This window comes from Paenibacillus sp. J31P190 (assembly GCF_059692075.1).
The window spans coordinates 176,833-200,537 of record NZ_JCAUAS010000008.1 but is presented as its reverse complement, the minus strand read 5'-3'; the positions used below and the strand labels follow the sequence as shown (position 1 = coordinate 200,537).

The window sequence follows — 23,705 nt, the reverse complement described above, 5'->3', positions numbered from 1 at the left end:
ACTTATAATTTCTTATATGGTAAAAAAACAGCTCTCCTACGGAGTAGCTGCTTTCTTTCACTTCTATTCTTCATAAGCTTCTGTCAATCCGTTTTGTGACCGTAAATTTGCAGATCATGAATGGACCAATAATTCCCTGCTTTCACTGTCTGGACAATCTTTACGTATCGCGCATTTTGTGGATTGATATTGATTTCTAGTACGTTTGTGCCTACACCCGATGCGACTGAAGGTCCCCAATTGAAGCCGTCAGAAGATACATATACCTCATACTTCCTTGGATAATCATTCGGCGAGTTCTCACTTCTCAGCACAATCTTATTGATTGTGAACGCTTTTTTCAAATCAATTTGATAAAATTGCCCGGGTGCTTGAGCTGTCCCTGTATCCCAGCGCGTATAAGGACTGCCATCAATCGCACCTTGTGGTTTGCCAGAACTGCTGGTTACTTCCCATTCTTCCCGCTTTAGCGCAACTTCATCGGTAGCCGTCGCCGTTGCCGCTTGCGAAAACTCCTTTGAACCTGAAACTCTAATCTGATACATGTATTTGTTTCCTACCAACGTATCCGCATCGACAAATTCAGTAGCTGAAACTTGTTCAGCGATCACCTCGTAACTGCCCTCAGCCGTGCCTATTTTTCGTAAAACATCGTAACTATGTGCTCCTTCAGATTCTCCCCAACTAAGCTCAATCGCATGATTCTCTATAGACTTTGCCTGAATCCACGCAGGAGCAGCCGGTTTTACCCTATCTGTCCGAGTCAGGATATACTGCACAGCTTCACCAGGAAGCAGCGTTTCCTTGAATTCAAGCTCAGGAGCCGCTTGCAATCCTGTCAAATACGTACGAGCGGATTCATAGGTATCACCCGCTCCGAATCTTTCTCCTTCGTACAAAGCAGCTTCGGGCATGGTTACTTTGGCTTGTATCGTTTGCGTACTCGTCCCAAAATTTACGAAGTTAAGCAGAATTTTGTCCGACTTCGCTCCTGATCCTGGCAATGCAGGCAAAGTCGATGTATCCACGCCGCGAAAATAAACAAGCTTATCAGCCAACTCAGACTTGTTCGTTAGTTCGTAAACTAGCGGCTTCCCATGCGTGGCATAGGCTAGATTCAACCTGCGCATAATCCCAACACGTGTATCATTATCCGTTAAGCTCTTATAAATCTTCATTTGCGCTGGGTTTTGATTATTTAAATCATTCCCCGACTCAAACAAGGAATATTGCGGATAAAACGCTGCATGCTGCATAAACATATCAGCATAACCGATATGAGCCCTCATAATGCGATCGAAGACCGCCGAATGGGGCTGCGTAGCACCAAATTCTTTGGGATCCGTATGATTATCCGAAGTTCCATATTCCGTATTCAACATTAGCTTCTTGAGCCCATCCTCTGAACCTTCGAAGGTTTGCAGATTTTCTAGGAAACTTCCGTCCTTATTATCGGAATACGAATTTCCGTAAGCATGCCCATTCGTTAAATCTGTCAATTCTTCTAGCTCCATTCGCTGCGCCGAATCGTCTTCCCACCCATCGGGATCTCCACATTTAAACATACCAGACGGAGTTTGATTTCTACATGTTCTAATATTGTACTTAGGTGCATATGCCCAGCCGGGAGCCACTGTTTTCACATGAGGAGCAAGCTCAGGAAGATGGGTTTTTAACCACTTCGCAATGGCTAGATTCACCCCTTTGGAGCGATTGAATAAGCCTGGTTCATTATCAATCTCATAGTATTGAAACATGGACCCATACTGCTTCACATAATCCAGTAATTTATTCTCTGCATCTGCTGGCAGTGTGCCATCCTCTTTCAGCTTAATATTCCCTGTATGCAGATGTAGCGCTACCGCCTCAGTGTTGTAATCACGCAGGGTTTCGTAATAAGACTTGATGGACGAACACCCCTGCTTCACATCGGTTGCACAATCTACCCTCATTACATTACCGCTATAGGCGATTCCTAACCATTTCAATACATAAGGAAGGTGCCTTACTGCTCCCTGATCATAGTAGAATGACAGATTGCTTACTTTCGTCCCGGATTCCACATATCTCCCATGAATCGGTTCTTCGGCAGGTGAAGACAGCGCGTCTAGTGCGAGGTAATCCCATTTCCACCAGAGAAATTTATTCTCATCTGCTGTACAATACAAACAGCCTACGGCTGACAGCTTCAATTCGTTATTTCCCAGCTGCAGCTGCTCCTTAGGAATATAAAGCTCATATAATTTCTTATACGGGTAGGTGCTTGTTGTCCCCCCGACTCCAGCAATTTGAATGATACCAGAAAGCATCTTGTTGGAGAAAACCGCCATCTGAGGAATGGCTTTGTGAGCATCCAGAATTCGAACTCGGAAATGAACACCATATTCGGGTATTTCAGTGAGCGAGAAGTTGATCGCAAAGGTAGGATTCAAGGATTTATTAAGACCTTGAGGCACCGTATCCCAAGCATCCGTCAGCTTCAAGTCGGACGTTACGGTATAGTTGCTCTGTCCTGCGCTTTCTTTTCCAAATTCCAAATCGGAATCGTCCTGATTGCCCAACATCCATATTTGATTACCAATCTGATTGGATACTGTCATCACTTTTACAAAATCTGTTTTTGCCGATGCACCGTAGTTGTTCGAAGCCGAGGTCAGGATCAGTAAGATCAACAAGGCAGTTGGTACAATCACATATCTCATCATGGTAGATACCTCTCAACCTTCAAGGAAGTAATAGGGCACTCGTAGGAATAATTTCTTTCACTTGGGACGGACTCGTCCACATGACTTTGGCAACAGCACCATTCGTATTATCATAATATTCGACTTTCAAATCGACTGGCACGCCAGCGGTTAGCGCAATGGTTCCGGTTCGTTCCACCCAGCTTTGATTAAACCAACTATCAATAACCAACACGCCATTCACCCAAACTCGGATGCCATCGTCACTTAAAGTAGAAATCTTATAGGTTTCCGTATATTTGGGCTTGAGTTTACCCGTCCATCTCACGGAAAACGTATCTGCTTGCATGGAAGGAAAAGGAGCCGACGTAGACCAATTGAAATCAATCTTGGCATCTTCCTTCGTTTCCTTCAGAGCAGTCAAATCCTTATTATCGAAATATTCCGCTCGCAACCCATATCTCTCATCCTGTAAGACAGGTTGTAAAACAGGTGCTTTAATAGGCTGGAGAGACTCTCTTGTCAATAATTTGGAATTTGTATAAAAGGTTTCAATTTCTTGTAGGTTATTATTTTCGGCCAGCATTTTGCCCCATGTCATCAAGTAGGCCCATTTGGGCTGCTCATTCAAAATAGTGCCGCTAGGCAGCTCCCCATTTTCCCCGACGGCTACAGGCTTACCATTCGCTAATTCAACAATTTTCGCGTAATAATCCGGATGGTAATCATTGTCATAGATATCAACGGCGAGAACATCCACCTTATTTTCTCCAGGATAAGTGGCTGTATACGAATCAGAACTTGCATTCGGTGCATTCGGGCTCCAAACCCAAAGCAAATTGTTCAACTTATGCACATTAACAAAGCGGTCGTACATGATATTCCATAATGCAGGGAAGTTGCTCTTCTTACCCCACCAGAACCAATTCCCATTCATTTCATGATACGGTCGCCATAAGACAGGAACACCTGCATCTCTAAGTTTCCCTAAGTACACGGCCGCTTTATCGAGATCTGCAAGCAACTGCGTATACTGGGGAGTACCTGGCGTAACGTACTTATCAAAATCGGCTTGGCTCATTTCCTTCTTTACATTCGACCAGCAGAGGCACGCTCCCGGAATACTTTCATGAAATGATATCGTTACCAGACCGCCAGCCTGATTCCACGCAATCGCACTATTAACCACCTTTTGTCTTTGATCTGCCAATTGACTTTCGGATTGATCCATAATCGCACCGAATTCATAACCATGAAGACCCGGATATTTACCAGTCCAGCCTTTGACTTGATTCGTCCATTCATCCGGACTTTCTAGGTAATCATGCTGCCCGCTAATGATGCTTACACCCGAAATGGCATACAATTGCTGCAGTACTGCCTTAGCCTCGACCGTTGCCTGTGAATTGATAGGAACAATTGACGCATTCGTTACGTTAGGGTGAAGCAAAAAATTCGGTGCTAGCAAAGAGAGTAGAAATAATAAAGAAACCACCTTCTTACGCACACCCGCCTTTCCAAAAAATTCGATCATCATCTTTCCTCCAGTATGGTAGATTGACACAATGAACCCTGATTTACGCTTCTTATACGCGTGTTCATTCTGCTTAATCTACCATACAGGGCATATATTAGATTTGTATAAGCATTATATTAATGTTTTGAAAGTTTTTCCAATTTCAGTTATGCTTTCAAACAAGGAATCGCCTTCCATTCGCTTTAAGTCGAATAGAAGGCGGTTCGTTGTTTCAAAACAAATCTTAAATAAATTGGTGAAGGGGGATATCCTTCCATGCCATACATATACGAACCGTGTCTTCTTCAACTAATTCGGATCCGCTTTGTACCTCTATAAATTCAACATCTGTTATAGCTCGAATGCTGTGACGGGTTCCATCTGGAATTCGAACGACATCACCTGGCTTCACTTGATAGAGCTTGTCATTAATGACAATATCCGCAACGCCGCTTACGATCGTCCACACTTCACTGCGTTTATAATGCAGCTGATAGCTTATATTTTTACCTGCATGGACGAGAATCCGTTTGGTAAGCACCTCATTATCTTCTGCATATTTGACGTAGTCAATCACGCGATAACGTCCCCACCTGCGCTCCTCATACATCGGACGGTGTTCAATTTTATTCATGACTTCCTTAATGCGAGGACTTTCCGACTTGCTCGTAACTAGAATCCCGTCAGGGCTGACAGCAATTACAGCGTCCTTAATCCCAATCACCGTAACCGGAATGTCTAGCTCATTAATCAAATGGGTATTCTCGGAATCTTCGGTCACGATGCCCGTTCCGATTTGGGATCGACTCATTTCCTCTGTCAGTGTATTCCAAGTGCCAAGGTCTTTCCAGTAGCCGTCGTAAGGAACGACAACACAGCTAGCTTCCTTCTCTACAACTTCATAGTCAAAGCTAATTTTCGTTAATCGATGATAGTTTTTAAGCATTTCTTCATACTGAATCGGGATGCCCTTCTCCACCATGACTTCAATGAGATAGCCTAGTCGAAAAGCGAAGACACCGCAGTTCCAAAGTGCCTTCTGTTCAATCAAGGCTGCTGCCTGTTCACGATTCGGTTTTTCAGCAAAATGGTTAACGTGAAGTGCTTCTGACCCTTCTCTGCGTTTGTCAGAGGGAACGATATACCCGTATTTCTCAGACGGAACCGTTGGAACAACGCCCATTAGTGCCAAATTCGCATCCGTTTCGTGCAGAACATATTCTAGCTGTTTGATTTTCTGAAAGAAAGCCTCATCGACATACGGATCTACCGGTAACACCGTAATCACTGTGTTCAGGGGTAAACTTTCGACATCATACATATAGGCAGCAGCAAGCGCGATTGCAGGGAAAGTATCTCTTCTCTCAGGCTCAACAATAAGCGGGGCGTCGCCACCCAATTGACTTATGATCATTTCGACCTGGGAGCGGTTCGTCGCTAAGTAAGCATCATCACCGAGGCCCGTATTCTGCAGTTGTCTCCATACACGTTGAACCATGGATTCGCTTCTGCCTTCAGCATCTTCAAGTACCCTTAAAAATTGCTTAGATCTGGAATCATTGGACAATGGCCATAGTCGTTTACCCGACCCGCCGGAAAGAAGAACCAATTTCATGAATACCACGCTCCACTCGATTTATTTGTCTATTATCTAGCCAACGCTTTTGGACGGGATGCCCCAATCAAATCTGGTCTTCCTACGGAATAATATTTGAGCCCAGTTCCCTGAACCTGCTCTTTGCTAAACACATTACGACCATCGATAAGAATCGGCTGCTCCATGACGAAAATGAGCTGTGACAACGGAACCGTTTTGAATTCTTCCCAATCCGTAAGTAAACAAATGGCGTCTGACCCCGTGGCTGCTTCCAGGGCATTCTCGCACCACTGAATCGCCGGATGGTCGATACGTTCCCTGAATTTCTCTATCGCAATGGGATCGTACAGCTTCAGCCGAGCTCCCGCACGAATCAAGGTTTCAACGATTTCGATGGAAGGCGCGTAACGAATGTCATCTGTGTTCGGTTTGAAAGACAATCCCCAGATGCCAACGGATTTGCCGCTAAGCGGACCGAGGGACGCCTCCAGCTTGGAAATCACCTTATAACGCTGCGATTTATTCACCTCGACAACCGACTTTAACAATTGAAATTCATAGTCGACGTTACCAGCAATTTGTATCAACGCGTCTGTATCCTTGGGAAAGCAAGAACCCCCGTATCCGATACCCGCACTTAGGAACGAAGAGCCAATTCGCTTATCTTGCCCCATTCCTTTAGCAACCTCGGTGACATCAGCGCCAACTTTCTCGCAAATGTTGGATATCTCATTAATAAAGGAGATTTTGGTCGCCAGAAAGGCATTCGAAGCGTATTTGATCATTTCCGCGCTGCGAATGCTTGTAACGAAGATTTGATCGGTAAATGCACGGTGCAGCTCCGTGAGAGGTGCGGCTAAGCTTGGATTTTCAATCCCGAGGACAATCCGATCCGGATGAAGGGTATCGTCGATCGCCGAGCCTTCCCGTAGAAACTCTGGAATCGATACGACATCGAATGACTGCATCGTATTCATGGCAATAATCATTTGAATATGCTCGTTCGTACCCACAGGAACGGTGCTTTTCGTTGCAATGATTTTATAGCTGTTCATCGCCTTCCCGATTTCCAAGGCCGCCTGCTCGATATACGCCAGATTAGCCTCTCCATTTGGTAAGGAAGGGGTGCCCACCGCAATGATAATGAGCTCGGATTGACTGATGGCTTGTGCCAAATCAGAGGTAAAGGCCAACCGACCGGCATTGAGATTTTTCTCCATCAGTTGTTCAATCCCAGGTTCATAGATCGGGGATATCAGGTTTTGCAGCTTTTCAATTTTCTGTTCATCATGATCCACACAGATTACGTTATTGCCAACTTCAGCGAAGCATACCCCGGAAACTAACCCCACATACCCCGTCCCGATTACTGCAATATCCATACGATTAATGCCCCTCTCTGAATTGTTGGTAGGCCTTACCCATGTAGTCTTTTAGTTTATCCATGAATGTTTTCTCATCAAATTTCTGCGCGTGCTGCACGATTTGCCTTACATCCCATGCATGGTTTTCTACTTCCTGAATCGCAAGCAGCAGATCCTCTACCTCTTGCCGTTTGAAGAACACACCATTCACATGAGGCACAATTGTATCTAGCGCACCTCCTGCCTGATAGGCAACTACGGGTCTTCCAGCAGCATTCGCTTCCAGCGGTGTAATGCCGAAATCCTCCTCGCCAGGAAAGATTAACGCTCGGCACTGCGCCATCATTTGAGTGACCGAACCGTCATCCAGCCTTCCCAGGAAACGGATATTCCCTTTGGCCATTGCCTTAAGCCTCACCATGTCGGGTCCTTCTCCAACGATGTATAAAGGCAGTCCATTTCGATTAAATGCTTCAACCGCCAGATCAATTCGCTTATACGAAACAAGTCTCGATACAATCAAATAATAATCATCAATGGAAGATGAGCTATGGAATCGCGATGTATTAATCGGCGGAAAAATCACATCGGAATCGCGTTGATAATAATTACGAATGCGATTTTTTACCACGGAGGAATTGGCGATAAATTGATTCACGTTGGCCGACGTTTTTTGATCCCATTGCTTAAGCCTATCGATATAAATCTTCAAAAGCCGCTTCATCACACTTGAATTGGATTGCCGCTCCATATACGTGTCATAATCCCAAGCGAATCGCATCGGTGTATGGCAGTAACAGAGGTGAAACGTTTCCTTCGGAACCTGAATACTTTTCATAAAAGCGCTGCTTGAGCTAAGCACGATATCGAATTCTCGGAAATCAAAATCCTTAATCGCAAACGGGTATAGGGGGAGCATTTCTTTAAAATGGCTTTTCCCTCCAGGCATTTTTTGCATCCAGGAGGCCCGTATATCCGCATCTCTTAGCTCATCTAGCAGCCGATTATTGCTAAACATGGTCGTATAGATGGGAGCACTCGGGTACATTTGGTGAAAGACCTCAACCACTCTTTCGGCCCCGCCCATTTGAACCAAATAATCATGCGCGATTGCTATTTTCATTTGATCCATCCTTTATTTACTAGCGGATAATTACGAATTAGCAATTAAACCTGCATAGTAATGAGTGATTTGGGTAACGGTTCGTTCGATGACAAAGTGTTGTTCCACGCGTTTTATGCCATTCTCACTCATTCTGCGCCGCTCCTCTGGATGCTCCAGCAGGTAGCGTATGGAATCGGCAAGCAAAGCGGGGTCACCGGGCGTAATGAGAAGTCCCGTTTCGCCATCAACAACCGTTTCTGTCGGACCGCCTTCATTAGAAGCAATTACGGGTAATCCAGCCGCCATACCTTCTACGATGACCTGACCAAATGGCTCAGGAGTTATGGAAGTATGCACCAGAAGGTCCGCTTGCTGCATTAATGTTTGTATGTCATCCACATGCCCCAATAAAGTGACATTGTACAGCTTGTTGTCTGCCATTTGCTGAAGCAGCTGCTGCTTATACGCATCTTCCCCGAACAAGGCATCCCCGGCTAACCAGAACTGAACCTGCTGATCGGGTAGAAACGACTTGGCAGCTTCGAGTAAAATATGTTGGCCTTTCCACTCCGCTAGCCTGCCAACTAGCAAAACAACGTAGGGCTTCATCCATTTTTTCTCTACAGCAATCCCTGAATTCTTCGTTTTTGCGAAAGCCGAGTAAACAACTAACGTTTTTTTCGATTTCGGCAAATGCAGAGCATTCAAGGTTGAATTCGAATTCGCTATGACGCCGTTGGGCAGCAAGCGGGACATCCATCGTATCGCCTGAGCGACGATCGGTTTCAAGTAAGGAACTCCGATATGGTCCCGAATATGCCAGATGAGAGGAATACCGGCCAATTTAGCCGCTACAGCTCCATAAAAAGCAGATTTCAATGAATTCGTATGCACACAGACGACTTGTTCTGCTTTCAATAATTTGGAGAGCCTCTTCCCATAGGTGAGAAGCTCAAAAGCGGCCGATACAGCTTGCAAATTCACTGCATTCCGGTTGCGATTGCGTACCTTATCACTTAAAGGCAAGACGCGAACGTCGATACCTTTGTCTCTTAACCGCTCTACGAGTACCCCCTCCTCGGCTACGATGACTAGTGGGTCAACTTCGTTTCCGAGATGGGTAATAATGTTATAAAGTGCGACTTCTCCCCCGCTCCATCTAGCGGTATGATCCAAATAAGCTACCCTCATCCTGTTCACGTCCTCCTTTCTTTCCAGCGGTTACCTGACGATTGCCGCCGTAAGCAATCATATGCTGATCGATTACGTGATTAAATACACTTTCTACCTGTTTGGATACACGATCCCAGGTGTAATTCTCCAACACATGGCTTCTGCATTGCTCTGCAGTAGGCCACATTTCACGGTGCCGCAATAAGCGAATTAGACCAGAAGCCATATCGTGGCTGCTTTTACCTGCAAACAGCATATCTGGCCGGTATTTCTGAAGAATTTCGCGGTTGCCTCCAATCGGTGTCGCCATGACTGGCACCCCGGCGGCCATTGCTTCTACGGTAATTAATCCGAAGCCTTCCAACGCTTGGGACGGTACAACGAATAGTTCAGCAGCCTGATAATAGTCAGCAAGCTCATTATCAGGAATATAGCCAAGCATTCGGACGCGAGACTGGAGTCCATATTCAGCAATTCGGCTTTCCAACTCTCCTTGCAGCGGCCCTTTGCCTCCAATGAACAGCACAACATCCGGAATCGTTCTCGCAACCTCTTTCCAAGCTTCCAGTAATTGAAGAAGACCCATTCGGTTGACTAATCTTCTTAAGGTCAACACCGCTGTCGTCCCTTCCTCCAGCTGCAATTTCTTTCTTATCGCTGTGCGATCCGCAGCCGGCTTGAACCGGGCAACATCTGCACCGCCTGGAATGATGTGAATCTTCGAAAGCGGGACACCGTACTGGTGATGAAGAATATCACGGAACGTTTCACTTAATACAATGAATGCATCCGCCAGCCGATAAGCCTTCATCTCCCAACTCTTAGCGATCATGGTTTTGATTCGATGCTTAAATCCCTTGCCTTCGAGCCTGATTTCCTCGCTCCAAGGACCATGAAACGTCATCACCACCGGAATTTTTCGCGCTTTGGCCTCCATGGCAACTCCTATACTATAGGGAGCAAAATGGGAATACACGACATCGATATCCTGCCCATTCATCAGTTCAGCAGCGTGCTTCCGAAAGGCATCTCGTCTTTTACTTAACTTCAAATCAGTGACGGCTACGTTCGTGACACGGAGGTCGTCTTGAACGACCGGCTTGTTCGCGCTGCAAACCAGCGCCTCCAGCTCATGACGGGTAGCTAAGCTTTCGCAAATATGTTTGAAATAAGTGTTTAGTCCTCCAGGCTGTGCAGATGGCCAACCCATTCCGGTACACAGGATCCGCAAACTATTGCAGTGTAGCATAAGCTTTCCCCTCCTTAATTGGCTCTTCCTGGGACTGTTTCACTCTTTTCCGAGCAAGCCCCAGTTCATACTGTTTCATACATACTAGGAATTCATATATTCCCCAGAACAGGGACACCGCAAGCCCAGGAATCCCTTTTTTATACAAACCATGAACGATATATTTCTGGACAAATCGCAAGGGAGGACGAACGATCATTCGCAGCAGGCTAAATCGTTTCCCCGCAGCAACAGCGCCTTCGGCTTCCAAGTCGGTATACTTATTAAACCGCTGAAGGTGATCATGAATGCTGCGGAAACCATAATGCCACAGAACACCTGGCACATACACAATATTCTCACTTGCGACATCCGGCGTTTCATGCACAAGACTTTCCCGGTATTGAATTTCGGTGCGGTTATATAGACGGACAAGCTTCTCGCCCTTGCCCATCCAGCGTCCCAGAAAGTCACCAATACGCAAAACAGCATAAGCTTTGCTCGGATCAGACAAGTTACTTTTCAACTTCTGAATCGAAGCTGTTAGAGGTTCACTAACAACCTCATCGGTATCAATAACGAAAATCCAATCATACGCAGCTTGATCACTGCCATAAATACGCTGCTTTGCATAACCAGGCCAAGCGTTCACATATACCTTGCAGCCCAACTGCTCAGACACACGGACTGTTCCGTCTTTGCTCCCGCCATCAATGACAACAATTTCGTCTGCAAAAGGCTTGCAGGAGGCAATCGCACCCGCTATTCTCGTCTCATCGTCTTGTGCAATGATGACAACAGAAATCCGATTCTCTCCCACAGCGTCACTATAGTGACTCATTTCGTTCGCCCCTCCCCCAGTTTCAAACAAATTATTTGGCTTTATATGCTGATATTGCTGAAAGTAACCAACGCACATCATCTTTATTAATCAATAATTTAGGAAGTTTCGTCTTCAAGGTGAATTTGACATTAAGTAGAATAAAGACGAATCTCAGTAAACCTGATGATAATATGGCCATTCCCGCTCCGAACAATCCGAACTTCGGAATCAGTACCGTTAGTAACGGAATGACGATTAGCAGCCCTATCCCTTGCAGAATCGTAACAATCTTGGGCTTGCCTAAAGCCATGAACGCTTGAGCCAAAACCATGGTTCCACCGGATATGGAAACTTCGAGCAGGAGCATTCGAAAAACGCTGATCGCTTCCTTAAAATCAGGGCCATATAGTAGTGGCATTACGAAAGGTGCAACTAGCATAATCATCATGGAACAAAGTAAAGCGACACAAGTGCTGATCCTATATACACGGAAGGTCATCTCAACGACTTTATCCTTAGGTAAACCCGATGCTTTCGGGAACAACACCACAATAATGGAAGTGGAGAAAATATTGACTACACGAGAGAGGCTTACTGCCACCGCATATAGTCCAAGCTCCGTTGGATTTAGGAGACCGATAATAACAATTTGATCGATATAATAGGAGACATTGCCCATTAAATCGTTACCGTATGATCCAATACCGTATCGGATTAATGTCTGGAAGGACTGATAAGCATCCTTTATCACGAATTTGTACTGCTTAAGTAAGCGCACTGTCGTCCATATGTAAAAGGGAACCGCCGGAGCGAGATAGGCCACGGCTGACGTGTAAGGATTCATTGTTCTTGTTAGGATGAGCAGCCCTAAACCGATGAGCGTACTAAGCGGAACAAGAAAGCGCAGACGGTTGAACAGCTTATATTCGCCTCTCACCTGCATCATCGCATTATTAATCTGAGACAATACGATGAGAGGTACGAGCACCATGGACCATTGAGAGAAAAGGACCACGCTGTCTGAATACGTGCGGAGCCAATAGGGTAACACCAGTATCCCCAGGCTCATTGCAAGCATGCCTGCTGTCAAACCCATGAGAACAGCGGTCGAATAAAGCTTGGCGGAATCCTTCATGTTCTTTTTCACGTTGTAAATAATGGCGGAAGGCAAACCGAAAGTAAAACTAAAAGCTAGGAACTGTGACCATAAGACCATAGCCGCTTGCTCTCCTCGGCCGGAGGGTCCTAGAAAACGTGCTGTTAAAATACCTGTAAGCATATTAATCACTAAGATTAGAACACTGAAAAACATCGTTCTAATGGAAGCTGAGATATGACTTTTGCTTGAAAAGAATGCTTTAATGAAGCCGAATAGAGGCTTTATGCGGACTATTTTCAAGTTGACTGGTTGCTGCATCCGGAATTTGCCTCCTTTCTTGAACGATCGTTTGATGCGCCATGATTCCAATTCCTACAACCATCCATAGTAGAAAGCCTTTCAAACCCGTATAACCATTTTCAAACACGAGACAAACGATACTTCCTTGCAAAGCTGAGAGCCCTAGTTTCCCGTAGGCTGTTATACCGCCTGGTTGTTTTTTTTGGGATAATAGATATCGGGTGACAAGCCATAGGGCCCATAGAAACAGTAAGCCTCCGAGAATACCAAAGGTAAGGAAAATGGCAACGAATCCATTATCGAAAATGCCATATTCACCTAGTGCTCCTCCGTTACTTAGCTTCGTACCAACACCAATACTGCCAAGACCTAATCCTTGCGGTTTAGCAAATAACATCGGGAAAACGGTATGAAAGAAGTCTAATCTTTCATTATAGGAATGATCGTCCTGAATGGCTGTCATTGTATCCAATCGGGCGATCAGCCCCTGTGCACCGGGCAGCTTTGGAATAATCAGATACATGGCTGCAATAACCGCTGTTAATTGAGCAATCAATTTCCATTTCTGTCTACCCGCTGATACAGCCGTATAAATGGCGATATCGATGAATAACATAACCCAAGCCGAACGGACTAATGTGATGAGCAGCCCCACCGTTACCAGAATAATACCGATCCAGCCCAGCGGTCCCCGCCACCTTTTTTCCAGAATCATCGGTGCAAGCGCAGTTCCCATATACATCCCTGCCGGTCCTGGGGAATTCAACGTAGAGAATACTCGGATCTCCAAGGGAAGCGGGTGGCCAATTGAGGTCATCTCCACATGGTTCATCCAGAATGCATCCCAGGGAGGTACCATCACATATTGGATAATGCCATAAACAGCAACCAAGATAGCGGTGTTAGAGAATGCGACAACTAAGCGATCCAGCGCTTTATTATCGAAATGAGATAAGGCAGCATAAGGGATTAATAATAATGGAATCACATAGTTAGCTAAGTCATAGAAGGCTCCGCTCCCATTCTTAGCTGCACCAATCAGACTTCCATACAGCAGCACAATACCTACATAAATGAGCAGCTTGTATATGCGAGATTCCATCTGATGAAACTTGGCAAGGATTGGAATGATAAGAACCGCACTCGTTAAGAGTGGGGCAATGCTCAATAAGGAGACAGAATGGTACGTACCTTCCATCCAATCCTGAATTCTCCGGATCTCCGGGCAAATGACCCAAACGAGCAGGATATAAGGTATCAATCGACGCGAATCCAGCAAGGCCATCACAAAAGCAGGAAACAGCAGCATCGAAAGGATCGTGATTTGGATACTAAGCTCAGGGCTCAGAGTCGCACTAGAATAACCAATGAGTAAAGAGACGAGCAAAGCCATTCCAACCAACAGGATTGTCATCCGGCTAGCCTGCATCATGATAAAAGGGGGCTTAATCAATTTGCTTATTTCATCCACTGTTGATTCCCGTCCCCTCCCGTTTCATCTTGAATTGCTTAATAATTTCCCGCCATAGCAGGACCACAAACATTGCATCGTGAACCAAGTAACGCTTCCACAACCTTCTCGGTTCTTGGACAAGACGCCAAAACCATTCGAATCCTGTTTTCTGCATAATATTTGGGGCTCTCTTCACCGTGCCCGAGATGAAATCGAACGTTGCGCCAACGCCAATAGAAATCGGGACTTTATATTGAAGGTAATTCTGGTAAATCCACTTCTCCTGCTTCGGAGCGCCAACGCCAACAAACACAATGTCAGGCTGCGTATCAATCAGCATCTGAACTATTTGCTCATTCTCCTCTTTTTTCTTCTCGAATCCATAGGAGGGGGAATAACAGCCAACGATATTCAGATTTGGAAATATGAGCTTCAGATTCTTTACCGCTTGCTCCGGAATACCGACTGCTGATCCTAAGAAGAAAAGCTTGTATTGCCTGCTTGCGAAAGCTTCACCTAACTTTGTGAACAAATCGGAGCCGGATACTTTCTGCTTAAGCGGTTTACGGAGCATCCTCGATGCCCATATGATCGGCATACCATCCGCAACAATGGCGCCTGCACCTGAATACACCTTCTGAAACTCAGCATCCTTTCTGAGCTTGATTAAATGATCGACATTACAGGTCAAAATGTAAGAATGATTTTTCTGACGTATGACCTCATCCATATAGGCAAGCAAGTCCAGAAAATCATAATTATCAAAATTAACATCGAACATAGTCACTCTACTCATCAGATCACTTCTTCTTTTTTCGAATTTGTCGTTGACAGAATATACAAGCAATTCAAATACCAGCAAAAAGGAATGATGAATTGAACAGTCGATAAGGTGTTATCCGACAAGGAATATAGAAAGAACGCCAGGATGAACGCCACGTAGTAAATCTTAATTCTCTGCGGGATTACTCGATAAATCATTCCAAATAAGACTAGTAAAGATAGAAACAACAGACTGCATCCGATATAACCAGCATCGTAATAAAAGCGGATATACTCGTTATGGGGAACCACAAAACCTTCGTATAAACTTCCGTCATTCGCAACGGTAACCGCACCTAGCCCTCTGCCTGTCAGGGGGGAATCTTTCACCCCTTTCAAGAAATAGCTCCAAGCTTCGGTTCTTCCTGACAAGTCAATACCCGTTCCTGTCTGGCGTTCGAACGAACGCTTTGTCATATTGTCCCACTGTACATAGACAGCCCCGCCGATCAAGGCCAAGGAACAAAGCAGTGGGATAATTAAGATCAGCTTCCCTTTGATATACTGCTTAACCATATCGAAGAAATAGTAAGCAGCCATGGCCAGCATGGCGAGGATAGGCCCTCTAGTTCCCGTAGCGATCAGAATCGCAAAGTTAGCAGCCAATGTACAATAGTAAAACTTGGCTTGCAGCGGATTGCGTTTGGTCTCTATTAAGGCAACGGTAATGCCTAGAAAAGCTAGCATCGCCAAGTGGGGTGCGATATTCGCCCCTTGTACCCGAATCGCTCCCGTGAACTCCACATTGAGAAACGAATACAGATGAGCCAATTGAAGCAGCGCCCCAGCTCCAACACTTACCAATGGCAGCAGACAAATAATCCGGATGTGCCTTTGCGCTGTCCCTTTTTTCCATTTAATCATGAGAAAAAAGAAGGGAAGCGTCAGTCCGATAAATGCTTTCAAGGTGAGTGATAACGTCAGCCTTGGATGCCAATCTGAGAAGAAGATGGTAAGGAATAACATGCTGGCGATAGCTGCTATGGGATAAATGAACTTCCAACGAAGTCCGTTTTGCAGCATACTGGGAACTAACAGAATCAAAATCCCAAGTTTATAAAGAGAAATAATCTCTAGCCCAGGCATATTCGCTTCGACGATGTAGTTAATCGATATGGCGGTTGAGAGCAGGACTAGATAACTCATTTTCTCCGGCTGGTAGATGGCATAAACGAATGAGAAAAGCACACCCAGCCCCAAGATACTGAACATAGGCTGATAAGCAGCCGCTACGCCCACCATGACAGCAAAGAGTACGTAGACCGCACCGTAATACATTGGCTTTTTCTGAATTGGAAGATCCGGCGTCATCAGTATCCTCACCCTATTAAGCGCATTTTTCCACGTCTACTGAGCGTGTCTAGCGTACCTCTTATGCTTTGCATTCGGCATGTAATCAGCAGTTTTCTTCCTTCGGTTCGCGCGAACAAGGCATCTACGGCAATGTAGAGCACCTTGCTGGCAACCTTACCGAGAAGAACAAGCTTGCTAATACGACTCTTATGCATCGAGCCATTCGTAACACCTTGATAATAATATCGCTGCTTGATCCAATCCTTCGTCAACCGGCTATCCGGGATGAAGTGATCAACCACCATGGAAGGCTGATAAAGAATAGCCTTCCCTTCTTTCTTCATCTGATCAAATATCCAGGATTCCTCTCCAGACAATAGCAGTGTCCCCTTCCTCCCTAGGTCGGTTGGGAACAAGTATTTATCATGAAAGGATTTGCGAATCGCCATATTCGCGCCAAATGGATGCCTGTTCATCGGATATTCATGCACAGTTGCACCCATATCAACAATCGTATAGGGCAATTCTAGCGCTTCGATCAGCCATTTCGGTCTTTCACTTTCGAAACGAGGTCGAATCACACCTCCCACCGCATACACATCTTGCCGAGTATCCAATGTGTCTATGATGGTGCGTATCCATTCCATGCAAGGAACTGCATCATCATCGAGAAAGGCGACAATATCACCCTTAGCTTCTTGAATACCTCTATTTCGCGCAGCCGAAAGCCCTTGGGTTTGTTCAAATAGGTAATGAACGTCCGTGATCCCTGCTTGACGCTGAATAAACGAGAGTGAGATCTCACGCGTATGATCTGTGGAATTGTTATCCACGATGAGAATCTCAGCTTTATCTATAGCTTTTAAAGCAGGTAATGAGTTCAAGGTGATTTGAAGTAAATCCGCACGATTATAGGTACAGATGACAATAGATACCCTTGGTTTTGGCTGAATAAGCACGATGGTGTTACTCCTTTCCCTTCTGTTCTCTAAAAGGCGTCTTTGGAGCCTAGAAGGACCGAAACTGTTTTCAAGATAATTTTCAAATCATAGAAAATGCTTCGTTTTCTGATATAAGTCAAATCGAGTTCAACCATTTGCTCGAAGCTTAAATTACTTCGCCCGCTCACTTGCCATAACCCCGTGCAACCAGGAGTAACGGCTAAACGCTTCTTCTCGTATGGTGTATACTCACTAACTTCACTAGGCAAAGCTGGTCTTGGTCCGACCAAGCTCATATCACCTACAAGTACGTTCCATAATTGTGGTAACTCATCTATACTTGTTTTGCGCAGTAATCGCCCGACGCGTGTAACGCGAGGATCATTCTTCATTTTAAACATCGCGCCTTCAACTTCATTCTGACTCATCAACTGCTGCTTCAACTCTTCCGCATTGGACACCATCGAGCGAAACTTATACATTGGAAAAAGGATTTCGTCTTTACCGACTCGATTTTGTTTGAAGAAAACAGAGCCTTTAGGATCTTCCACCTTAATCCAGATAGCAATGATGATAAATAACGGTGTCAGGAAGAGAAGGCCCATGATGGATAGCATAATATCGAGCATCCGTTTTACAAATAAATAGGAAGCAGCGTTTTTCCCTTCTTGCGGTCTAGGGGTAGCAGCCGTGTAGTAGCTCTTCTGGGGAATTTTCTGAGGTCCCAGGTACTCATAATCCTCCTGCAGTTCGCGCAAGCTCATGGTCTCCACCTCCCAGATGCTCTAGAATTGGTGCATATTGCTCCTTGATTAGGATGGCAGCCATCGCTTCAAGAACATCTAGCCGAAGATCTTTACTCTCCAAGGCGAATGCCATTGTCGTGAGAATGTAACCGAGACGTTCACCCACATCATAACGGATACCGTCAAAATGATACGCTAGCACTCGTTCTATTTGATTAAGCTTCTGAATCGCATCAGTCAGTTGAATTTCACCGCCAGCGCCTTTCTCCTGAAGCTCCAAAAATTCAAAGATTTTAGGGGAGAACACATATCTACCCATAATGGCAAGATTGGAAGGGGCTGTGCCTAATTTTGGTTTTTCAACCAAGTCTTTCACTTGATAAAGACGGTTATTTTGCTCACCTGGATCAATGACGCCGTAACGATTGGTAAGCTCTGGCGGTACGGTTTGTACGCCGATAACTGAATTTTCTGATAATTCATATTGTTGAATGAGCTGTTTTAGGCAGGGCACCTTCCCTGTGACAATATCATCGCCCAGCAGCACTGCGAATGGTTCATTCCCGATGAACCTTCTTGCACACCAGACCGCATGTCCAAGACCTTTGGGTTCCTTTTGACGAATGTAATGAATCTCTACCTTGGATGAACGCTGAACTTCCTTGAGAAGCTCCAGCTTCCCTGTTTCCAACAGCTTGTTTTCTAACTCGAAAGCATTATCGAAGTGATCTTCGATTGCCCTCTTTCCTTTGCCGGTAACAATAATAATATCTTCGATTCCGGATTCGATGGCTTCTTCCACGATGTATTGAATAGTCGGCTTGTTGATGATCGGGAGCATCTCTTTGGGCATCGCTTTCGTAGCAGGCAGGAATCTCGTTCCTAATCCTGCGGCCGGAATAATTGCTTTTTTCACCTTTTTCATCTCTCTCATCCTCCTACCGATTATGGAAAGTCTATCCGTCAACATATGCAATTATTGGTTGAAAACTATACCAAGCATTCGGGCTCCGGACTGCTCGAGCTGAGTTCTCGCTTGCTTCGCCCATTCCCGCTTCGTCTTGCCATTTTTGGCAACTAGCATCACGCCGTCACTATACTCAGAGAGTAAACAAGCATCTGTATAATCAAGCGTTGATGGCGAATCGATGAGAATGACTTCATATCGCTGCCTGAGCCCATTCATCAAGGAATCCATTTGGGCGGAGCCTAACAGCTCAGATGGATTCAGCGGTTGACCACCGCTGGCGATGAGATCAAGCCCGACGATTCCTGTCGGTGTAATGACTTCTTGGACGGTTAGCCCTTTAGTTAAAAAGTGGACCAAGCCTTTCGAATTCTTAGCACCAAACATCTCATGCAGGGCTGGTTGCCGTAAATTACAATCAAGGACCACGACAGACTTACCTTCCTGTGCATAGGTGATAGCCAAATTAGCAAGGGTCGTCGTTTTGCCTTCTTGCGCCTTAGGAGATGCAACCATGAGCACCATTCCTTGACCTGCTGGTACAACCTTTTTATAGCGTACCGCTGTACGCAAGGAACGATATGCTTCGGAAACCGGCGAAATCGGATCCAATTCAGCCACAAGAACATTACTTAGCTGTGACATATGCCTTTTCCCCTACCTCTCTGCTTCGTGCACGCGAAGGTTTAGCTGCTTTACCCTTTTTAATCGTTCCGATGGAAGAGAGTACTGGCAGACCAATGATATGCTCGGCTTCTTTTTCAGAACGAATCGTGTCATTGATATTTTCAAAGAAGAAGAAAACACCAATGGCTGCCATCGCCGATAAAATGAAGCTCAAAGCAAGATTGATGATTACGCTGGAATTGACTGGCAATGGCTTCACAGCAGCATCTGAATTAGAAAGAATCTTGACATTATTCATATTCATCAAGCTTGGCACTTCACTAATGAACGTATCCGCAAGTGTCTTGGTAATCACAACCGCTTTTTCATAGCTAGGATCCTCAAGCTCAATTTTGATAATTTGTGTTTTATCCGTGGAGCTCACTTTCAGATTCTTCAGCAGTTGCTTCTGCGTCATTCCGAATTCGGGGTGACTCTGCAGCATCAATTGAATGATATGATCTGACTTCATGATTTCCTTGTAGCTCTCAATTAAATTCAAGTTCATCGACACATCGTTAAGATCTATCGCTTCTTCACTCTTGAACGTGCTGCTAACCAGCACTTGTGTGTTCGCCTTGTAAACAGGCTCTACGAATGTCTTGCTGACATAGAACGTTGTCAGACAGGAAAGAAGAACGAAAAGTGCAATCATCCACAGCTTTTTGCGAATGAGTACAAAGTAATCCAAGATCGATTTCTCCATGGTACCCTCCCGAAAAAATAGTTAGAAACTCGATGAATTCAGTATTGCTTTTCCAAAAAAATTGAGCTATGATATTTGCAATGAAAGCGTTTTATTTGCCTGAACCCCCACTATCGAACCGACATTCAATCACTCCTTTAGCCAGAGCATTCAACAATCTCTTTTCGACAGAGTTAGCTAGTTAGTAGCTTAGGTGAAGCACTCTACGATCAAAAGGAATGAAGAATGCCGCTTTTTGTCAGTTAGTTGGTTATACACAAATACTATATGAATTCCCAAAATTATGATATTACCCGATATTATAATTTTTAGGGTCTATTTCGTGTATCCACCAATGGCTATATGTAATAAAGCGATGGTATACTTTCGGACCATGAATGCTTAAATGGCTTACTGAAAACTGCTGACTAGTCCTTTGGATTGCGCTAACAAAGCCGCTTGCGTACGATCGTTGACACATAGCTTGTTTAGAATTTGGCTAACATGCTTCTTGACTGTGAACTCGGTAACCATCAGTTTCTTGGCCATTCCTTGATTGGATAAACCCTCTCCAAGACCAATTAACACTTCCCGCTCCTTCGGCGTAAGCTTACTGAAGCTGTCTTCTTCCTCTTTCTTGAACAACATTTCCATCAAGCCTGGATCATAATACTTTTTACCTTTGAAAATCAATTTAATGGCAAGCAGCAATTCTTCTGGCAGCGCTTCTTTGAGTACATAACCATCCGCACCCACAGCCTCTGCCCTTCTTACATCCTGCTCCATGGTCGATGAAGTCAGAATGATACTTCGGCATGGCGAATCTTTAATCATTTCAACCACTTCGAGTCCAGAACGATTCCCCAGCTTAAGATCCACGATAGCCAGATCCGGTTTCGTTTCCTTGATTAACTGGAGTGCGTGCTCCACCGTTTCCGATTCGCCAGAAATTTCGATGTTAGCTTCAAGCTTTAGCACAGCTGACAATCCTTTTCGCACCAACGGATGATCATCTACGATAACAACTTTCAAAGTACCACCAGCTTTCGTTAGAATGGGAATAGCCTTCATGACCTTGTTTTAGCCCATCATCTGAAGTTCATTTAGTTCCTTTTTATCCTGATGCCCGGATGGGAGGGTCACTTGAATATGTGTACCTTTTCCTTTCGTGCTCTGAATGTTAATCGTTCCGCCAAAAGACTGAACAAGCAGCTCCATGTTATTCACACCAAGTCCGGATACCTTAGGATCAGACAGCCGTTCTGCAACACTGAATCCACTTCCGTTATCCAAGACAGAAAGCCTTACCTCATCTGACTTCATACTCAGATCTACCTGAATGTGACTGCTTCGGCCATGACGAATGGCGTTTCCAGTTGCTTCCGATATGATTCTGAACAAAGCCTTTTGATAATTGACCTGCAGACCATGATCATCGCCAGTCACATTTAAGGTTACTTTCACAGCGTGCAGCTTGGACAAGCTGTCTAAATGAGATTTAACGGTTGTGATCCAAAAAGCACCGCCATTTTTCCTAGAACTAAGACTATAAATGGTTGAACGAAGTTCTTGAGATGCCGCTACAGATGACTCTTGGATAATTTGCAACTGCTCCTTAATCTGATCTGTTGAAATGTCTTTCCATTTGCGACTGAGCGAATGTACGGCATACACAATTCCGAAAATGTACTGCGAAACACTGTCGTGCATCTCGTCGGCAATCCGATTCTGCTCCTCGATAATCATCAACTGGTTCTCAATACGCTCGAGCTGATGCCTCTCCAAAATGACGGCGCACAGCTCAGATAGAAAATATAGCTGTTTAACAAACCAATGTCTGCCTTCCTCATAGCTGGAGCGCTCGACCTTAACTCCCATCACTCCCCAGAATCGGGTCGACGACTTGATGGGAATCACAAGAAAATCACCATGCTCAGGAAGGCTCATCACCATACAGCTATCTAGCTGTCTAAGTTCGGCCGCATGATTTTCAATAGCAGTAGACAGGGAAGCTTCTACGCCAACAGGGGTGATACCCTGAGTAATCAGATGATCGTGGCCGCCATTCCCACTCCCATTAACATCCCAGAAGAAGGACATCTTGAGCTTGGTCAGCTTTAGCGCAAATTCTGCAAAAATAATTTTCAAATTCTCCGATTCACTATGCGTAGCTGCTTCCACGATTTGATACAGCGACTTCATATGCTCCATCGTCTCCGTGGTTCGAGCGTTCGCAATTTCAAGCCTACTTTTGACACCAGCTAATAGTTGAATAGAGAGGGTCATGAATAATAGCATCAGGTAAAAACGATTTTCATTTAATAACATAGTGGCTAGCGTTTGCGTCTGGTCATTGGCAAAAAAGTAGGAAAATGCGGTGACGAATAAGAAGTAACTCAGCATCATAAACCAGCAGTAGACAGAGGAGAGGTAGCTGGCAGCCATCCATGCGGGATTGAATACGCACCAAAGGAACGGACTGTCCATACCGCCGCTTAGAAGATGCAGGATCATCATCCCAGTCATTTCCAAGCCTACGGTTATTTTAATTGTGCGAGAGGCTTGGCCACTTTGGGTATACATGTCCGTAATCCACTTGGCAAAGATGAATAGCACCAAGATGATGCCAATTTTGAAACGTAATGGGGGGCCACGATCCTCGATGGCATACACTAACGAAGTTCCTGCGAGCGAAATATACCGGTACAAGTAAAAGACTTTACTTTCACCAGAGAACATCTTCCTCATCTGTGTAATCATCCTTTAACCGATATTTGTATTTGGTTCCTTAAACAATACCCAAGTTTACCATTATCATAACAGTTAAATTTTTACAGTCAAAAGGGCTGTATATGACTATATACTTCGTATTATTTGTAGTTTTGTGTCTCATTAAATGGAAATTAACGATTTTCAGGAGTAAAGGTCTAGACGTTTTGATTACATAGACCTAACCATTTGGCGAATAAAAAACTGAAAGGGATTTCAATGCTATAAAAAAATTCATCCTTTTGTACCATAAATTTCCTGCAAAAAATTCTACTTTAGTGCACATAAACTCGTTTTAGCTCACTTTGAGAAGCTTCAAAACAGGGATTGACATAATTCCTGTTTTAGAGGCAAAATCGGGTAATACAAGACTTAAGCTCAGTTTTCGAGCTTATTACCAATACTCATCGCTCTTTGTTGCTGTAAGCCCGGAAAACAGCTTCTCAGCCTTCATACTCCCGCCTCTTATCTCGG

General features: G+C 44.8%; 19 protein-coding genes. All 19 read right to left on the bottom strand.

Annotation, left to right across the window (positions count from 1 at the left end):
- Positions 1 to 83: 83 nt before the first annotated feature.
- The 19 genes from AC58U0_RS16730 to AC58U0_RS16640 all read right to left on the bottom strand — a co-directional run bounded on the left by AC58U0_RS16730 (position 84) and on the right by AC58U0_RS16640 (position 23,210).
- A complete protein-coding gene (locus tag AC58U0_RS16730) occupies positions 84 to 2,705 on the bottom strand; it encodes a discoidin domain-containing protein (protein ID WP_497380115.1) in 2,622 nt (873 codons plus the stop codon).
- A gap of 19 nt (positions 2,706 to 2,724) precedes the next feature.
- A complete protein-coding gene (locus AC58U0_RS16725; protein ID WP_497380114.1) occupies positions 2,725 to 4,218 on the bottom strand; it encodes a glycosyl hydrolase in 1,494 nt (497 codons plus the stop codon).
- A gap of 226 nt (positions 4,219 to 4,444) precedes the next feature.
- Positions 4,445 to 5,815: a sugar phosphate nucleotidyltransferase gene (locus AC58U0_RS16720; RefSeq protein WP_057306545.1), complete on the bottom strand. Its 1,371-nt coding sequence runs from the start codon at positions 5,813 to 5,815 to the stop codon at positions 4,445 to 4,447.
- 32 nt (positions 5,816 to 5,847) lie between these two features.
- Positions 5,848 to 7,179 (bottom strand): UDP-glucose dehydrogenase family protein, encoded by a 1,332-nt coding sequence (locus AC58U0_RS16715; RefSeq protein ID WP_497380113.1) that lies wholly within the window; start codon positions 7,177 to 7,179, stop codon positions 5,848 to 5,850.
- A 4-nt stretch (positions 7,180 to 7,183) separates the two neighbouring features.
- Positions 7,184 to 8,284 carry a glycosyltransferase gene (locus AC58U0_RS16710; protein WP_057306547.1) on the bottom strand — a complete coding sequence of 367 codons (1,101 nt, stop codon included), beginning with the start codon at positions 8,282 to 8,284 and terminating at the stop codon, positions 7,184 to 7,186.
- 30 nt (positions 8,285 to 8,314) lie between these two features.
- Positions 8,315 to 9,457, bottom strand: coding sequence for a glycosyltransferase family 4 protein (locus AC58U0_RS16705; RefSeq protein WP_497380112.1), 1,143 nt, complete (start codon positions 9,455 to 9,457; stop codon positions 8,315 to 8,317).
- On the bottom strand, positions 9,426 to 10,688 hold the full coding sequence (locus tag AC58U0_RS16700) for a glycosyltransferase family 4 protein (protein WP_497380110.1): 1,263 nt from the start codon (positions 10,686 to 10,688) through the stop codon (positions 9,426 to 9,428). Before AC58U0_RS16700 ends, AC58U0_RS16705 begins: the two co-directional genes overlap by 32 nt.
- Positions 10,672 to 11,508: a glycosyltransferase family 2 protein gene (locus AC58U0_RS16695; RefSeq protein WP_497380109.1), complete on the bottom strand. Its 837-nt coding sequence runs from the start codon at positions 11,506 to 11,508 to the stop codon at positions 10,672 to 10,674. Before AC58U0_RS16695 ends, AC58U0_RS16700 begins: the two co-directional genes overlap by 17 nt.
- Positions 11,509 to 11,539: 31 nt before the next feature.
- A complete protein-coding gene (locus tag AC58U0_RS16690; protein ID WP_497380108.1) occupies positions 11,540 to 12,907 on the bottom strand; it encodes a lipopolysaccharide biosynthesis protein in 1,368 nt (455 codons plus the stop codon).
- On the bottom strand, positions 12,849 to 14,360 hold the full coding sequence (locus AC58U0_RS16685; protein ID WP_497380107.1) for an O-antigen ligase family protein: 1,512 nt from the start codon (positions 14,358 to 14,360) through the stop codon (positions 12,849 to 12,851). The genes AC58U0_RS16690 and AC58U0_RS16685 overlap by 59 nt, the downstream gene beginning before the upstream one ends.
- Entirely contained in the window at positions 14,353 to 15,138 is a 786-nt protein-coding gene (locus tag AC58U0_RS16680; protein WP_497380106.1) for a WecB/TagA/CpsF family glycosyltransferase, read from the bottom strand. Before AC58U0_RS16680 ends, AC58U0_RS16685 begins: the two co-directional genes overlap by 8 nt.
- Positions 15,138 to 16,475 carry an O-antigen ligase family protein gene (locus AC58U0_RS16675; RefSeq protein ID WP_497380105.1) on the bottom strand — a complete coding sequence of 446 codons (1,338 nt, stop codon included), beginning with the start codon at positions 16,473 to 16,475 and terminating at the stop codon, positions 15,138 to 15,140. The genes AC58U0_RS16680 and AC58U0_RS16675 overlap by 1 nt, the downstream gene beginning before the upstream one ends.
- Positions 16,476 to 16,483: 8 nt before the next feature.
- Positions 16,484 to 17,416, bottom strand: a complete 933-nt coding sequence (locus AC58U0_RS16670; RefSeq protein ID WP_497380104.1) for a glycosyltransferase — start codon at positions 17,414 to 17,416, stop codon at positions 16,484 to 16,486.
- A gap of 29 nt (positions 17,417 to 17,445) precedes the next feature.
- Positions 17,446 to 18,162: a sugar transferase gene (locus AC58U0_RS16665; RefSeq protein ID WP_497380103.1), complete on the bottom strand. Its 717-nt coding sequence runs from the start codon at positions 18,160 to 18,162 to the stop codon at positions 17,446 to 17,448.
- The gene (gene galU, locus AC58U0_RS16660) at positions 18,131 to 19,069 is read right to left on the bottom strand and encodes a UTP--glucose-1-phosphate uridylyltransferase GalU (RefSeq protein ID WP_057306555.1); all 939 of its coding nucleotides are present in this window, start codon (positions 19,067 to 19,069) and stop codon (positions 18,131 to 18,133) included. The genes AC58U0_RS16665 and galU overlap by 32 nt, the downstream gene beginning before the upstream one ends.
- A 51-nt stretch (positions 19,070 to 19,120) precedes the next feature.
- Positions 19,121 to 19,756 carry a CpsD/CapB family tyrosine-protein kinase gene (locus AC58U0_RS16655; RefSeq protein ID WP_497380102.1) on the bottom strand — a complete coding sequence of 212 codons (636 nt, stop codon included), beginning with the start codon at positions 19,754 to 19,756 and terminating at the stop codon, positions 19,121 to 19,123.
- Entirely contained in the window at positions 19,740 to 20,483 is a 744-nt protein-coding gene (locus AC58U0_RS16650) for a YveK family protein (protein ID WP_497380101.1), read from the bottom strand. Before AC58U0_RS16650 ends, AC58U0_RS16655 begins: the two co-directional genes overlap by 17 nt.
- Positions 20,484 to 20,873: 390 nt before the next feature.
- Positions 20,874 to 21,533 carry a response regulator gene (locus AC58U0_RS16645; RefSeq protein ID WP_312880255.1) on the bottom strand — a complete coding sequence of 220 codons (660 nt, stop codon included), beginning with the start codon at positions 21,531 to 21,533 and terminating at the stop codon, positions 20,874 to 20,876.
- A gap of 9 nt (positions 21,534 to 21,542) precedes the next feature.
- A complete protein-coding gene (locus AC58U0_RS16640; RefSeq protein ID WP_497380100.1) occupies positions 21,543 to 23,210 on the bottom strand; it encodes a sensor histidine kinase in 1,668 nt (555 codons plus the stop codon).
- Positions 23,211 to 23,705: the final 495 nt, after the last annotated feature.